We start from the raw sequence: 14,054 nt of genomic DNA, 5'->3' as shown, positions 1-14,054 counted from the left end.
GGAGGTCGCGAGGAGGAGACACGATCTGGTGATCGGCCCTGCGGGGATTGCCCCGGTCCCTGTCGCTCGCGGAGAATGGTGTTCCGCTGAGCCTGGGGAGGCCACGAGTGTCCACAAGCGAGTCGCTCGGCACCCGTCCGCTCGCGGATGCGCTCGCCGCGCCGCTGCTGGCCGCGTACCGGGTCGGCGGTTTCGGCCTGGCGTTCCTGCTCATCGGGGCCAGCATGCTGACCGGCGCGGGGTTCGTCGACCAGGGAGCGGCTACCTATGTGCTGCTCGGCGTGGGTGTCGTGCTCGTCCTCATCCCGTGCTATTTCTTCTACGCCAAGGAGATCCGGCCCATCGACCGGGCTCGCCAGGCCGTCGTCCGCAACGAGGAGCTGCTCAACGAACTGCAGCAGGCGGCGCTTTCCGCCGCGCAGCTGGGGCTGATGATGCAGTCGCTGGTCTACAAGTACTCGTCCGACGTCAACGCGGTCCTCATCGCGACGCGATCGCAGTTGCGACTGATCCCCTTCGGCGAGCGCCTGGCCAACCAGCCTGCCCTGGTCAGCGCCGACGCGCTGGCACAGAGCGCGGTGTCCTTCGCGCAGCGGCTCGAGGACGTGCTGGGTGAGATCAACAAAGCGATCGCCGAGTCCGATCCCGCCCGGCTTCGTAAGTATCTGGACGAGGCGGACAAGCTCAAGGAATCGATGCGGGCATTTCTCGCCGCGCGCAAAGAGCTGGCTGCCGAGGTGGGTGAGGGCTGAAGACCCTGGCCGGGCGGCTATGGTGCCGAGGTCGAACTGCCGCTGTGGCGCACATCCGGGCCGCCGGCCTCCGCGAGGCGGATCGTCGCGGCGACGGCCTCGGCCGCCGTGGCGAACTCCGCGACCACGGGTCCCCAGAAGTCTTCCTTGACCGCGTACCGGCCCGCGCTGGTCACGAAGACGGAGACCGTGTTGACCGAGACTTCGCCCTCGGCGACTCCCGGGCGTTCAGGCAGCGGCACGGTGGCGAACCGGAGCGCCCAATGACTGGTGTAGGGGCATAGGCGGCGGAGTTCCGGCCGGGCGTACGCCGCCTCGATCAGCTCCGCCTGCCCGGCGCGTCCGGAGTCCCGTGCGTCCTTGCGCTCGTAGTCCCACCGAGCGGCGATCCGTCGCGCGCGGTCGTCATCGGATACCGACGGGTACGCGGCGGGCTGGTCGGGTTCGGTCTGCACGCAGCGATTATGCACAGGTCGGCCGGGGAGGTACCGGTCGCCGGCGGGAGAACGCCTATCGCAGGGTCCCGTCGAGAAGCGTCGGCAGCAGTAGAGCGCGCGCTTTCTCCGCACTCCAGGAATGCCTCGCCCGGAAGTGCAGGTACGGCCACGCCGTCGCGTTGAACAGGATGTCCGCCGCCTCCTCGTCGTCCCCGGTGGCGCGCAGACGTCCGGCGGCCCGCGCGTCGCGTACGACGGCGATCATCGGGTCGAGGAAGCCGAGCGGGACGCCGCCCTCCGCGTACGCCCGGTGGAACATCTCGTCGGAGACGCCGAGCAGATCGAGGTGGGCGTCGACGACGTCGCAGAGCGCGCGCAGCGTGCGGTCGAGCCGTTCGCGGACGTCGCCACCGGCGGTGAGCACCGGCAGCATCGTGTCGCGGTAGTCGTCGGCGAGCCCGCGCAGCAGCCCGGCGAGGATGGTGTCGCGGTCGATTCCCTTGCGCCACAACGTTACCCGGCTGCGTCCGGCCCTCTCCGCGACCCGGTCGAGGGTCAGCCCGTCCCAGCCCACCTCGGCGAGCACGGCCACCGCGGCGTCCCGGAGCTGATCATCCACGCCCACACCGTACCCCATTGCCTCCGGCCGATGCAACATGTACGTTGCAGAGATGAAGCGTACGCGTTGCAGAGGGGTTTGATCATGACTTTGAGGCTTCCGTTCGTCGAACCGGTCGAGGTACGCGGACCCGGGCCACGTGTAGTGCCGGAGCCGCTACGGCCGGGGGATCCGGGCGGCGCGCCGTGCCGGCTGTGCCACCAGGACGAAGGCATCTGGGCGGACGCGAACTGGGTGCTGCACAACTCGGCGGGCGGCAGCCTGCCGGGGACGGTGTGGCTGGCGTCGCGGGCGCACGCGGACTCGTTCAGCGACCTGCCGGCGGAACTGGCCGCGGATTTCGGCCGGGTCGCGGCGCGGGTGGAGCGGGCGATCCTGACGCTGCCGGAGGTCGCGCGGGTGCACCTGTATCGCTGGGGTGACGGGCAGGCCCACTTCCACGTCTGGTTCATGCCGCGTCCACTGGGGATGGTCGAAGCGATCAAGTACGCGCTGCCGGTGTGGGAAGAGGCATTGCCGCCCGCGTCGCCGGAGCGGATCGAGGAGGCGGGAGCGGGCATCGCGGCGGCGATGAAAGGCTGAGAAGCGCTCACCAGCGTGTCGTATGCGCGTGACCGTTGTCGGCCAGCGGCGGTGCCTATGCCGGTCGGGCACTCAGGGTGCGGGCGGGGTATCCGTCCTGGCCGGGAACCTCGTACTCACACTCGACGCGTTGCCCGGCCGTGAGTTCCCGGAAGGCGCCCGGCTCGGCAACTACGACGCTGAAGTGCGTCCACGATGCGACCTGTCCGGCGTCGAGGACGATGACGCCCCAGCCTTCGTTCGTGTTCCAGGACTGCACGACCCCACGTTCGATCGTAGGGGCCGTCGGTCCGACTCCGTCGCGTTGTCGTCGAGTGGCGAGCGGACAATCTGCGGGTCGAATATGGATCCTGCGCCGCGTGTGCCTGGCTTCGCCGAAGTGTTCAGGCGATCCGGTAGATCACCAATTCGCTTCCCGTCGCTGCGGCGACGAACGGCCCCGCCCCGGCGACCGACGCTCCCGGACCCACCGTGCCCAGCGGCGTCTGACGCCCGTCCTCGGTGATGCCCGTGAGTTCCCCCGACTTCGCCACCACCAGCAGGTTCGTCGCGTCGAGGCGCTCGACGACGTCGCCGACCGGCCAGTGGGAGGTCTGCCGGCCGTGTTCGTCGACCAGCACGGTGCCCGGTCCGGCGTAGCAGAAGACCCGCAGTCCCCGGCCGTACGGGGCGATGGTCTCGGCCTCGGAGACGGTACGCGAGCGCCAGTCGACCCGGTTGCCGTCCAGGGCGACGACGTCGGCCGCTCCGCCTTCCGGGGCGGTCGCCAGCGCGCAGATGTCCTGGGGGCCGCATGGTGCGAGCCATCGGACGGGTCCGCCGAGGGGGACGGCGCTGCGGTGATCGTCGGCCAGGTCGACGAGGGTCACGCCGTGCGGGCCGAGGACGTAGAGAGTTCCCTCGTAGACCTGTAGCCCCACCGCCGGTTGCAGGTTGGTCCAGTGCCGTCCGGTCGAGGTGCCGCTCGTGACCGCGTACTCGGTGAGGGTCGTGCTGTCGAAGGCGTAGAGCAGGTCGCCGTTGTAGCGGGTGTCGGTGGTGGTGGCGCCGGTGTCCGGCAGGGCGAGGTCGCCGGGAAGGATCGCGCCGAACGCGCGCCACGTCGGTCGGGGGAGCGTCCACAGTTGCCGGCCGGTGGTGACGTCGACTCCGAGGAGGCGGTCGGCCGCGGTGAAGATCACGACTCCGGGGAAGAACAGCACGTCGTCGGGTGTGGTCACGACGGCGCGCTGCCACCGGACGTGCCCTGTGGCGGGATCGAGGACGAACGTCGTGTTCTGGCCGACGACGGCCAGCGCGTCGGGGCGGGTGACCAGACGCCATCCGGCGGCGCCTGCCGCGACGGTGACCGGCGGCCACGCCGCGCGGGCGGTGGCGAGATCCACCGCCGCGAGCTGGACTCCGGCGGGGCCGGACGATGCGACGACGGCCCGTCCGTCCTGGATGGCCACCGTCCGGTCGGCGGCGGGCGGCAGGGTGACCGCGCCCGTGCGGCGCAGCGGCGCGAAGGCCAGCGGGCTGGCGGTCGGCCGCACCGCCGGGGTCGGCGGCATCGACTGGTGCCGGCCCAGCACGGCGGTCGCGAGCCAGATCGCGACGAGCACCGCGACGCCTGCCGCCGTCACGACCCCCACCCGGGTACGCCGTCGGCGCCGGCCGGCTGCGGCCACGCTTTCGGCGGTCGGCAGGTCGGCGGCCGGCTGATCCTGCAGCAGCACGGCCAGCCGATCGCGGCCCCGCGACAGCCACGACTTGACGGTTCCCTCGCTGACGTCGAGTTCGACGGCGATCCGGGCGACCGGCATGTCGAGCAGGTAGTGCAGCGCGAGGGCCTGCCGCTGCCCGTCCGGCAGTTTCCGCAGGGCCGCGGCGATCAGGACCGACTCCTCGGTGGGCCCGTCGACGACTCCCGGCGGCGGCAGCGGTGTCGCTCGGCGTACCCGCAGGTGGCGCCACCAGTCGAAGACGAGCCGCGAGACCACCAGGCGCAGCCACGCCTCGGTGTCGTCGTAGCCGCCCACGCGCCGCCACCGCTGCCAGGCCCGCACGTACGCCTCCTGCACGACGTCCTGGGCCTGCGCCAGATCGCCGGTCAGCCCGTACGCGTACCGCAGCGTACGAGGTGAGGTGGCCTGGTAGAACTCGGCGAATTCCATGGCTGCCGTCCCCGCTTCGGTCGAGTGCTGCTGGACATCCTTCACAGAGGACACGGTCGGCGCACGACGCCGGGTTGCGGTGGCGGCCGACTACTTCACTCGCGACCGCCGAGGCGATCGGTGTCGCGATGCAACCCCTTCCGCGGCCGCCGGTCTCTAGGGGGTGAGGCGCTGAAGGGAGATGCCTATGAGTACCGATCCGCAGCAGGACTACGTCGAATACCTCAGCACACGATGGCCCTACCTGCGCAGGACCGCATTCCTGTTATGCGGCGACGTGCATCGGGCGGAGGACGTCCTCCAGGACACCGCCATCCGGCTCTACCTGAAATGGGACCAGGTACGCGCGGCCGACAACATGAACGCGTACGTGCACAGGGTCCTGGTGAACATGTGCGTACGCCAGTACCGCCTCGCCTGGTCCCGGGTGCTGGTCACCCACCGGACGCCCGAACGCGAGGCGCCGTCGGCGGACAGCGTCGAGGAACGGGACCGGGTGACGAGGGCCTTGGCCGCTCTCGGTCGCCGGCAGCGGATGGCGGTCGTGCTGCGGTACTTCTGCGATCTGTCGGTGAGCGAGGCGGCGGTCGTCCTGAACTGTTCCGAGGGCACCGTCAAGAGCCAGACCGCTCGGGCGCTGGCCACGTTGCGCGGGCTGCTGGCCGAACCGTCGATCCCGCCGGGCGGCGCTTCCGCTCAGTCAGTCGTCAAGAAAGGGGAGTTCACCCATGTCCGACAGCATGCATGATTCCGGCCAGGATGTGCGGGACTGGCTGCACAGCGCCGGCCGGGGCGCGGACGCCGCACTGTCCTCATTCGACGCGGGCGGCACGATCCGGCGGGCGCTGGGGCGACGACGGCGTACCCGTTTCGCCATGGCCGGCACGGCTGCCGTCGCGGCCGCTGCCGTGCTGGGCGTACCGGTACTGCTCGGCCACCCGACGGGCCCATCGCACCCGGTGCCGGGCGTGGAGGGCTCGGCCAGCGCGCCGGCGACGCGGGTCGTCGACTGCGCGATGACCGAACTGCCCGTCCCGGGCGGACTGGCGGCACGAGGCGTCACCCAGCCGCCGCGGGTCTACGTCACCGCCATGGATCCCAGCGGCGCGTACGTGGTCGGGAGCGCGTTCGCCGCCGACAACAACGCGGGCGCGGTGATCCTGTGGCACAACGGGGTCGCGACCGTCCTGCCCGAGAACGGGCCGGGCACGATCGCGGGGGCGGCGGCGGTGAACTCCCACGGTGTCGTCGCAGGCACCGGCGAGCGTCCAGGTGCGATCGGGTTCGCGTGGGTCTACCGCAACGGCGTGACGACCAGGCTGGCCAACGTGCCGGGATACACCCGGCTGGTCCAGGTGTACGCGGTCGACGAGGCCGGCGACGTGCTCGGCTCGGCGCTGTCCACCTCGGGCGAGCACTCCGTCGTGGTGGTCTGGCCGGCGGCCGCACCGGGCGAGCCCCGGATCCAGGCGGGGCTGACGGACCAGCTCGGCACCCTGATCGGCGCGGCCTTCGGCGACGACGGCCGGATCTACGGCTGGTCGGCGGCCGACACCACGCCCGCGGTCATGACCGGCGACGGCCGCAAGCATGCTCTGCCGCTACCGGACGGGTTCGCCGTCGGCGGCGTCACCGGCGTACACGGTTCGTGGGTGTTCGGCTCCGTGTCGAGCGAGCTGCCATCCCCCGCCCGGACTGCGAAGCGCGCCGTGACGACCCCTGCGCCGGTGACTGCGACGGTGCGCTGGAAGCTGGACGGCGGCCCCGCCGTCGTCGTCGACGGCACGGCCATGGAATCGCTCGACGCGCTACCGCCGACCTTCGTCACCACCCGCATCGCCGGCCGCGCGGCGCTCGGCTACGTCGCGCTCGACGGCGACTTCGCCGGCCGGGTGTTCGCGCTGCCCGCCGGGGACGACGCCCCCAGGCCCGTGGCCATCAGCCGCGACGCGTCGTCGATCGCCGGCGCGGTCGGTCCCGTCGGCGACAACGAGTCCGCCGGCCACACCCGACCCGCCCTCTGGCACTGCTGAATTCCGAGATGAGGTACCACAAGATGAAGCGATGGTATGAAGCGGTGAGGGCCCACCACGCGATCGGAAGGCCGCGGAGGCGACGGCGGATCGTGGTGGCCGGGGCGCTGGCCCTGGCGGTGCTCGTCGCGGCGACACCAGCGTCCGCGCGGCCCGTGCCCCTCTCGGGTGGTGCCGAGGTCGTACCGGACAAGGCCGCCGACGTGCTTGCGACCGGCCGCACCTACACGGTCACCCTGCTGACCGGCGACGTGGTCACCGTGCACACCACCAGCGGCGGCTGCCCCCAGGTGACCGTGGCTCCCGCCGCGCCCGGCCGGGTCGTGAGCCGCACCTGCCTGCCGAACGGGCATGTCCGGGTCGTGCCCGCCGAGGCCGCCGGCCTGATCGGCAAGACCCTCGACCCCCGGCTGTTCGACGTCACCACGCTGATCCAGCAGAAGTACGACGACGCGAACACCACGAACCTGCCCGTCATCGTGCGGCAGGCGGCCGGGGCCGTCGCGCCGCTCGCGACGGCGCTCACCGGCCGCCGTACGCTGCCGAGCATCCACGCGGTCGCCGGTGTCATGCCCAAGAAGTCGCTGGCCGGCCGCTTCGCCGCGCAAGGTTCGCGCGGCACGGGCGCAGGGTCGCTGTCGGCCGCGCTGACCGGCGCGAGCTACGTGTGGCTCAACGAGCGCGTGCGGGCCACCGGCACGACCGCCACTTCGACGGTACGCGCAGCCGCCCCGGCCCAGCCGGTGGCGGCGAACCTGACGCAGATCGGTGCGCCACAGGCCTGGCAGGCCGGCTACACCGGACGCGGGCAGACCGTGGCGGTGCTCGACTCGGGCATCGACGCCACCCATCCGGACCTGGTCGGGAAGGTGGTCGCCAGCGAGAACTTCAGCTACTCCGCCGACACCGTGGACAGGTTCGGCCACGGTACGCACGTGGCGGCCACCATCGCGGGCACTGGAGCCGCGTCCGGTGGCGTACACCGGGGTGTGGCTCCTGATGCTTCTCTGCTCATCGGCAAGGTCCTGGACGACAACGGTGAGGGAGACGACTCCACGGTCATCGCGGGCATGCAGTGGGCGGCGCCGCTCGCGGGGGTGGTGAGCATGAGCCTCGGCAGCCAGCTCCCCAGCGACGGCAGCGATCCGATGTCGCAGGCGGTGGACGCGCTGAGCGCACAGTACGGCACCCTGTTCGTGATCGCCGCGGGCAACGACGGCGGGTCCGGTGAGGCCACCATCGCCTCGCCCGGCGCCGCGCGCTCCGCGCTGACCGTCGGCGCGGTGGACGGCAACGACACCCTGAGCGGCTTCTCGGGCCGTGGCCCGGAGACCGGCAACGCGGCACCGAAGCCGGACATCACCGCGCCGGGCGTGAACGTCGTCTCGGCTCGGGCCGCGGGCACCGCGCTGGGGACCGTCCTCGACGCGGCGTACACGACGCTGTCGGGTACCTCGATGGCCACACCGCATGTCGCCGGGGCCGCCGCGCTGCTGCGGCAGGAACATCCGGACTGGTCGGCCGACCAGCTGAAGGCGGCGCTGGTGGACACCGCCGCGCCGGTGCACGGCGGCGACCTCTACGACCACGGCGCCGGCCGGCTGGACGCCGGAGCCGCGGTGACCGCGCCGGTCCTCGGATCGTCCATTCTGGACCTGGGCACCCTGGCCTACCCCCAGACCGGCAGCACCGGTTCGCGGATCACCTGGACCAACACCGGGTCCACCCCGAGCACGCTTGGGCTCAGCCTGACCGTGACCGACCGGACCGGCCATGCCGCACCGGCCGGCGCCGTGACGCTGTCGAGCACCTCGGCCGCCGTTCCGGCCGGCGGGCACGCTTCCACGCTGGTGAGCATCGACGAGACCAAGCTCGCCGGCCGGCCAGGGCTGTACGAGGGCATCCTGACCGCCCGGAACAGCACCACCGCCATCCAGATCCCGCTGGCCTTCAACGTCCAGCCTCCGACCTACACGCTCACCATTCTGACGACCGCCATTCCGGGTACGCCGGCCGGCGCGCTGTCCAGCGACGCGGTCATCGTGAACCTGGACGAGCCGGCCCTGTTCGCCGAAGGCGTCTACAACTCCGACGGAGCATCGATGACCGTCGCAGTGCCGGCCGGCACGTACAGCGTCCTCGGCGAGGTCTGGGACAACACGCGGACGCAGACGCGGGACGCGCTGACCGGCGCGAGCGAGGTGCACGTCACCGGTCCGGCCACGGTCGTTCTCGACGGCGCGAACGCCCGGCCGGTCACGGCCACCGTCGCCGGCGTCGCGACCCAGCAGCTGGAAGCGGGCCTCGCCGTCGTACAGACGACCCGGCACGGCAACATCTTCTGGATCGAGCCCTGGACCGGCGGGTCCGCCCCGGCCGTGTTCAGCACCCCGTTGTCGCCCGTCGACATCGGTACGCTGAACGCGTACGAGGTGTTCTCGTTGCGCGCCCCCGGCACCGGGCCGAGCCCGTTCGTCTACCAGGTGGCCGAGGATCTGCACGGCGGCGTCCCCGCCGATCCGTCCTATGTGATCGGAGCGGCGGAGCAGGCCCGGCTGGCGCGGATCGACCTGACGTTCCACCGGCTGGACTACGCCGGCGTCACGGTCGGGCACCAGCGATTCCTCCAGTCCCCGGAGGGAATCCTGATCGGGGACGAGTACTCCGAACAGGTGGGCGCGACGCGTACGGACTATGTGTCGCCCGGCTGGCCGACACTCGACGAGGAGTTCCTGGGCGGCGACTCGCCGGTGGCCGGTCTGCTGACGGACGCGAAGCGGACCACCTACCAGCCAGGTAGCCACACATCCTTCGACCTGCTGGGCCAGCCACTGCATCCGGACTGGAACGACAACACCGATCCGGCAGCGATCGGCTGCGTGTCGGCGACGCCGAAGCGTACGCGGGGCAACCTGCATATCGAGCTGCAGCCGCTGACGGACTCGCACGCCAGGTACAACTGCGCGTCCCGCTGGTGGCCGCCCGATGCCGCGACGTTGAGCCTCGCCCGCAACGGGCAGACGATCGGTTCGGTGAACAGCCTCGCCGCCGACTTCACGGTGCCCGCCACGGCCGGCAGCTACGCTCTGACGCTGGCGGAGGACGCCACCGAGGTCGCGCCCGTGTCGATCCGGTCCAGTACCACGTGGACGTTCCGCTCCACCGGCCCGGCCGGCGAGGGCACGGCGGTGCTGCCGCTGCTGTCGGTGGACTACGGGCTGCCGATGGACGCGGACGACCACCCGGTCGGCAACCGGGCGACGTTCACCGTCGCGCAGGCTGCCGGCGTACCGGCGCAGAGCATCACCGGCACTCGCGTGTGGACGTCGACGGACGACGGGGCGACCTGGCAACCGGCCACCGTCCTGCCGGGAGCGGTCAGTGGCACGTTCGCCGCGACGCTGCCGACGGCGGCCTCGGGGACGGCGGTGTCCCTGCGCGTCTGCGTGACCGGCAGCGCGGGAAGCGGGGTCGACCAGACCATCATCCGGGCGTACACGGTGCGCTGAGCGGTATGAATCGGCGGGCGCCGGATCATCCGGCGCCCGCCCTCACACGGCCTGCTTGGCCGATCGCCGAGGACGGTGGAGGCTGTGGTCACGGACTCAATTGCGGATATCGACCACGGCGGGAACCGCGTCCTGCGGCACACTGTGCGTCATGGCGACCTGGCGTCGAGCGGAACCCGTGGGGATATCCGCGGTGCTGCCCCTCGTTTTCGCCATCATCGGCCTCGGGTTCGCCGCGCTGGTCACACTCGGACTCCTCGCGGGTGCCGGCGAATGGGAGGTCAACCCCGTCGTCGGGTCCTTGAGTATCTACGGCTTCCTGACCCTCTGGACGGGATTCGCCTGGCGTATGCACCGGACCGGCATCTACGTCTCCGACACCGCCGTGCGCCTCATCTACCCCTGGCGGAATCGAGTGATCCCGTGGAGTGACGTCGTGAACATCGCCAGCCGGCCGGCGATGCTGGGCACATGGGCGACGGCCCGCAACGCGATCTACCTCGACCTCGCCAACGGCGACCGGGTCGAGACACCGGTGCAGCGCGGGACGGCGAGGTTCATCCGCGGCGTACGCAAGAACATCGGGCCTGTGCTCGGGCAGGTGGAATTCGACGCCACCGTTACCTTCCTGCGCGAAATGCGCGAGTACGCCGGAGCGCAGGGCGTGGCGGAGATCCGGCGACCGCCTCGCTGACCATGATCGTGTCGCGCGTATATGTCGAAGTTGATCGCCGGGCTTTGATCAAGTTGCGCATATATGTTGGCGACGGCCGGATTTCGACAGATACGCATTACATGATCAAGGCCGTTGAGCTGGTTCAGGTGGGCTGAGGTCGTCTGACGCGGATTTGATGAGCTGCTCCACCTGCTCCCGCCGGCCGAAGCCGAGGCTCTTGTAGAGCGTGAGCGCCTGTTCGAGCCGCTGGCGGGCCTCCTCCCGGCAGCCCAGCGCGAGCAGCGCCCGGCCCTGCCCTTCGTACGCGCGTGCCTGCCCGTCCGGAGCGTTGATCGTGGTGGCGAGGTCGAGCGCTTCGGCGTGGTGGTCGAGGGCCGTGGCGAAATGCCCGTGAACGGTCGAGGTCTCGCCGAGCGAGTTGAGGATGTGCTGCTGGTCGTGCCGGTTGCCGGTCTCGCGGGCGAGGTCGAGGGCGCGCCGGTGATGGGCGAGGGCTTCGTCGTGGCGGCCCTGGAGGCTGAGCGCCCTGCCGATGCTGTCGATGACGCCGGCCTCGCCGGAACGGTCGCCGACCTCCCGGAGCACCGTCAGCGCCTCGTCGAGGTAGGTGATCGCGGAGTCGGGGCGTTCCTGGTCGAGGCTGATCAGGCCGAGGTTGAACAGCGAGAAGCCGACGTTGGCGTACGCGCCGGCCTGGCGGGCCTTCCTCAACGCCTGCAGCTGGGCGGCGGCCGCCTCGTCGTAGCGGCCGAGCTGGCGGTACGCGTTGCCGATGTTGATGAGGGACCGGGCTTCGCTGAGCACGTCGCCGAATTCGACGGCGATGCGGTGGCTCTGCCGGTAGTACTCGATCGCGAGTTCGCGGTGGCCGAGGCGGGCGACGACGATGCCGAGATTGAGCAGCACGCGCGACTCATTGTGCCGGTCGCCGGTGGTGCGGAGCAGGTCGATGCAGCGGGTGAGGTGATCCTGCGCGCCCGCGTAGTCGCCCCGGCGCAGGCAGAGGTTGCCGAGGCCGTTGTGCGCGTGCGCCTGGACCGTCGGGTCCGGGTCGGTCAGCGCGAGGCTGTGGACGGTGTGCCCGGCGTCGTGCAGCGAGCGGGCGTCGATGTAGCGGAACAGCAGCCGGGAGAAGTCGCCGGGGGCGTCGTGGGCGACGGCGACGAGGTTGGCCCGCTCGGCGTCCAGCCAGTGCAGGGCCTCGGTGGCGTCGGCCATCGGCGGCACGTGGTGCGGACCGGCCGTGAAGTCGGGGCGGAAGGGACGTTCGGCGGGCGCGTACAGGTTCATCGCCGCCGACGCCGCCTGCCGGTAGTAGCCGGCCAGTTCCCGCCGGGCCGCGCGGCGCTCGGTCTCCGGGGCGAGTTCCCGGGCGAAGGCCTGCATCAGGTCGTGGAAGCGGTAGCGGCCGGCGGCGTGCTGGATGAGCAGGTGGGCGTCGAAGAGCTCGTCGAGCAGCCGCTCGGCGTCCAGCGGATCGGTGCCCGTCATGGCCGCCACGGCGTACGCGGTGAAGTCCTGCCCTTCATGGGCGCCGAGGAGCCGCAGGAGGCGCTGCTGGTCGGCGGTGAGGTCCAGATAGGACAGTTGGAGGGTGGCGCGGACGTCGTGGTCGGCGGTACGCAGCTCGGCGAGGCGGCCGCGTTCGGTACGCAGGCGGGCGGCGAGGTGGGCGACCGACCATTGGGTGCGGTGGGCCAGGCGCGCGGCGGCGATGCGGATCGCCAGCGGGAGGTAGTCGCACAGGACGAGGACCTCGTCGAGGGCGTCGGGTTCGGCGGTGACCCGGCCGCCGGCGATCCCGGTGAACAGGGCGCGGGCGCCGGCGTGGTCGAGGCTGCCCAGGGAGACGCCGGCGGCGCCGTCGAGGGTGAGCCGGCGCCGGGAGGTGACCAGGACGAGCGAGCCGGGCGTGCCGGGGATGAGCGGGCGGGCCTGGTCGGCGCGGGCGACGTTGTCGAGGAGGAGCAGGATGCGCTTGCCGGCGACGGTGTGGCGCCACAGGGCGGCCCGCTCGGTGAGGCCCGCGGGGATGCGGCCGTCGACGACGCCCATCGCGCGCAGCAGGATCGACAGCGCTTCGGCGGGTTCGGCGGGCCCGCAGCCGGGGGTGAAGCCGCGCAGGTCGACGAAGAGCTGGCCGTCGGGGTAGCGGTCGGCGAGCTGGTGGGCGAGGTGGACGGCGAGCGTGGTCTTGCCGATGCCGCCCATGCCGTCGACCGTGCAGATCGCGACGCTGCCGGTGGCGTCGGCGGCCGCGCGGAGGCGGTCGAGGTCGGCTTCGCGGCCGGTGAAGTCGCGCACGTCGTAAGGCAGCGACCGGGGCACGGACGTGATCACGGGCGTCGCCGGCGCGGGCGGATCCAGCTCGTCGCGCAGGATCCGGGCGTGCAGTTCCACCAGCTCGGGGGTCGGGTCGATGCCGAGGTCGTCGGCCAGCCGCTCGCGGGCGGCGGCGTAGCGTTGCAGGGCTTCGGCTCGGCGGCCGTCGCGGTAGAGCGCGACCAGCAGCAGCGACAGGACGCGTTCCCGTAGCGGCTGCTCCTCGTGCAGGCGCAGCAGGTCCGCGGCGATCTCCTTGTGCCGCCCGCCGCGCAGCTCCCGGTCCAGGCACTCCTCCCAGGCCGTGAGCCGCTCCTCGCGCAGGCCGGCGCGCAGCCGGTCGAGCTGCTCGCTCGCGGGCAGGTCGGCGAGCGGTTCGCCGTGCCAGAGGGCCAGCGCCTCGCGCAGCGGCCCGGCGTCGGAGGTCGTGGCGGCGTCGGCGAGGACCCCGCGGAACACGTGCAGGTCCACGTCCTGAGCGGGAAGGTCGAGCAGGTAGCCGTGGGCGCGCCGTTCGATGCCCGCCCCGATGGGCTTGAGCACGCCGCGCAGCCGGGAGATGTAGGTCTGTACCAGCCCGTGCGGGTCCTTGGGCGGCGTCTCACCCCAGAGGACGGTGATCAGCCGGTCGACCGGAACGACCCGCCCGGTCTCCAGGGCCAGCAGTGCCAGCACCGTGCGCTGCATGCTCGATCCGAGCGGCAGTGCGGTGCCCGCGTCGTCGACGGTGACCGGTCCCAGCAGACGCACGCGCATGACACATGGTGACCGATCCGGTTGGGACGCGTGTTCGACGGCGGCGGATCTGTTGCCTGGCTCACGCCGCTCTTGCGTACAGCGGGATTCCAGTGGGCGTCCAGCGGGTGTTCGTAGCGTCCGGCCCGCACCGTCCCCTCACGTCCCGGAGGTCCCGTCCGTCATGGCTGCCGTCCTATCCCGACGCCGACCCGGGCGCCGTCCGCGCTCCC

11 protein-coding genes are annotated in these 14,054 nt (G+C 71.8%); 6 read left to right on the top strand and 5 right to left on the bottom strand.

The annotated features are described in order from the left end of the window. The first annotated feature begins 107 nt into the window (after positions 1 to 107). Complete coding sequence (locus tag G401_RS0103730) at positions 108 to 752, top strand: hypothetical protein (RefSeq protein WP_027341445.1); 645 nt, start codon at positions 108 to 110, stop codon at positions 750 to 752. A 17-nt stretch (positions 753 to 769) separates the two neighbouring features. Here the strand turns inward: G401_RS0103730 and G401_RS52310 are convergent, their stop codons facing one another. Further along, the gene (locus G401_RS52310) at positions 770 to 1,207 is read right to left on the bottom strand and encodes a DUF6193 family natural product biosynthesis protein (RefSeq protein WP_051366090.1); all 438 of its coding nucleotides are present in this window, start codon (positions 1,205 to 1,207) and stop codon (positions 770 to 772) included. Positions 1,208 to 1,262: 55 nt separating this feature from the next. Then, a complete protein-coding gene (locus G401_RS0103720; RefSeq protein ID WP_169734144.1) occupies positions 1,263 to 1,808 on the bottom strand; it encodes a TetR/AcrR family transcriptional regulator in 546 nt (181 codons plus the stop codon). An 84-nt stretch (positions 1,809 to 1,892) separates the two neighbouring features. On the opposite strand from G401_RS0103720, the gene G401_RS43245 reads away from it, so the two are divergent. Beyond that, the gene (locus G401_RS43245; RefSeq protein WP_157545283.1) at positions 1,893 to 2,390 is read left to right on the top strand and encodes an HIT family protein; all 498 of its coding nucleotides are present in this window, start codon (positions 1,893 to 1,895) and stop codon (positions 2,388 to 2,390) included. Between the two features lie 55 nt (positions 2,391 to 2,445). Here the strand turns inward: G401_RS43245 and G401_RS0103710 are convergent, their stop codons facing one another. Then, positions 2,446 to 2,649: a hypothetical protein gene (locus G401_RS0103710; RefSeq protein ID WP_051366088.1), complete on the bottom strand. Its 204-nt coding sequence runs from the start codon at positions 2,647 to 2,649 to the stop codon at positions 2,446 to 2,448. A 124-nt stretch (positions 2,650 to 2,773) separates the two neighbouring features. Then, entirely contained in the window at positions 2,774 to 4,591 is a 1,818-nt protein-coding gene (locus G401_RS58485) for a sigma-70 family RNA polymerase sigma factor (protein WP_169734143.1), read from the bottom strand. Positions 4,592 to 4,733: 142 nt separating this feature from the next. On the opposite strand from G401_RS58485, the gene G401_RS43235 reads away from it, so the two are divergent. The 4 genes from G401_RS43235 to G401_RS0103685 all read left to right on the top strand — a co-directional run bounded on the left by G401_RS43235 (position 4,734) and on the right by G401_RS0103685 (position 10,782). Beyond that, entirely contained in the window at positions 4,734 to 5,294 is a 561-nt protein-coding gene (locus G401_RS43235) for a SigE family RNA polymerase sigma factor (RefSeq protein ID WP_064741675.1), read from the top strand. Next, positions 5,275 to 6,579, top strand: coding sequence for a hypothetical protein (locus G401_RS0103695; RefSeq protein WP_157545279.1), 1,305 nt, complete (start codon positions 5,275 to 5,277; stop codon positions 6,577 to 6,579). The genes G401_RS43235 and G401_RS0103695 overlap by 20 nt, the downstream gene beginning before the upstream one ends. Positions 6,580 to 6,623: 44 nt before the next feature. After that, positions 6,624 to 10,088, top strand: coding sequence for a S8 family serine peptidase (locus G401_RS0103690; RefSeq protein ID WP_245601596.1), 3,465 nt, complete (start codon positions 6,624 to 6,626; stop codon positions 10,086 to 10,088). Positions 10,089 to 10,281: 193 nt separating this feature from the next. Beyond that, positions 10,282 to 10,782, top strand: a complete 501-nt coding sequence (locus G401_RS0103685) for a hypothetical protein (RefSeq protein WP_027341440.1) — start codon at positions 10,282 to 10,284, stop codon at positions 10,780 to 10,782. 105 nt (positions 10,783 to 10,887) lie between these two features. Here G401_RS0103685 and G401_RS43230 read toward each other — a convergent pair whose 3' ends face one another. Beyond that, positions 10,888 to 13,842, bottom strand: coding sequence for an AfsR/SARP family transcriptional regulator (locus tag G401_RS43230; protein WP_051366086.1), 2,955 nt, complete (start codon positions 13,840 to 13,842; stop codon positions 10,888 to 10,890). Positions 13,843 to 14,054: the final 212 nt, after the last annotated feature.

Origin of the sequence: Hamadaea tsunoensis DSM 44101, assembly GCF_000428945.1 — a bacterium.
GTDB classification, from domain to species: domain Bacteria; phylum Actinomycetota; class Actinomycetes; order Mycobacteriales; family Micromonosporaceae; genus Hamadaea; species Hamadaea tsunoensis.
The sequence above is the reverse complement of the archived record's forward strand: the minus strand, read 5'-3'. Positions and strand labels throughout refer to the sequence as shown.

Coding starts and splice junctions, on each gene's coding strand:
- G401_RS43245 (WP_157545283.1), top strand. CDS start 1,893: ATGACTTTGAGGCTTCCGTTCGTCGAACCGGTCGAGGTACGCGGACCC.
- G401_RS0103695 (WP_157545279.1), top strand. CDS start 5,275: ATGTCCGACAGCATGCATGATTCCGGCCAGGATGTGCGGGACTGGCTG.
- G401_RS43230 (WP_051366086.1), bottom strand. CDS start 13,842: ATGCGCGTGCGTCTGCTGGGACCGGTCACCGTCGACGACGCGGGCACC.
- G401_RS43235 (WP_064741675.1), top strand. CDS start 4,734: ATGAGTACCGATCCGCAGCAGGACTACGTCGAATACCTCAGCACACGA.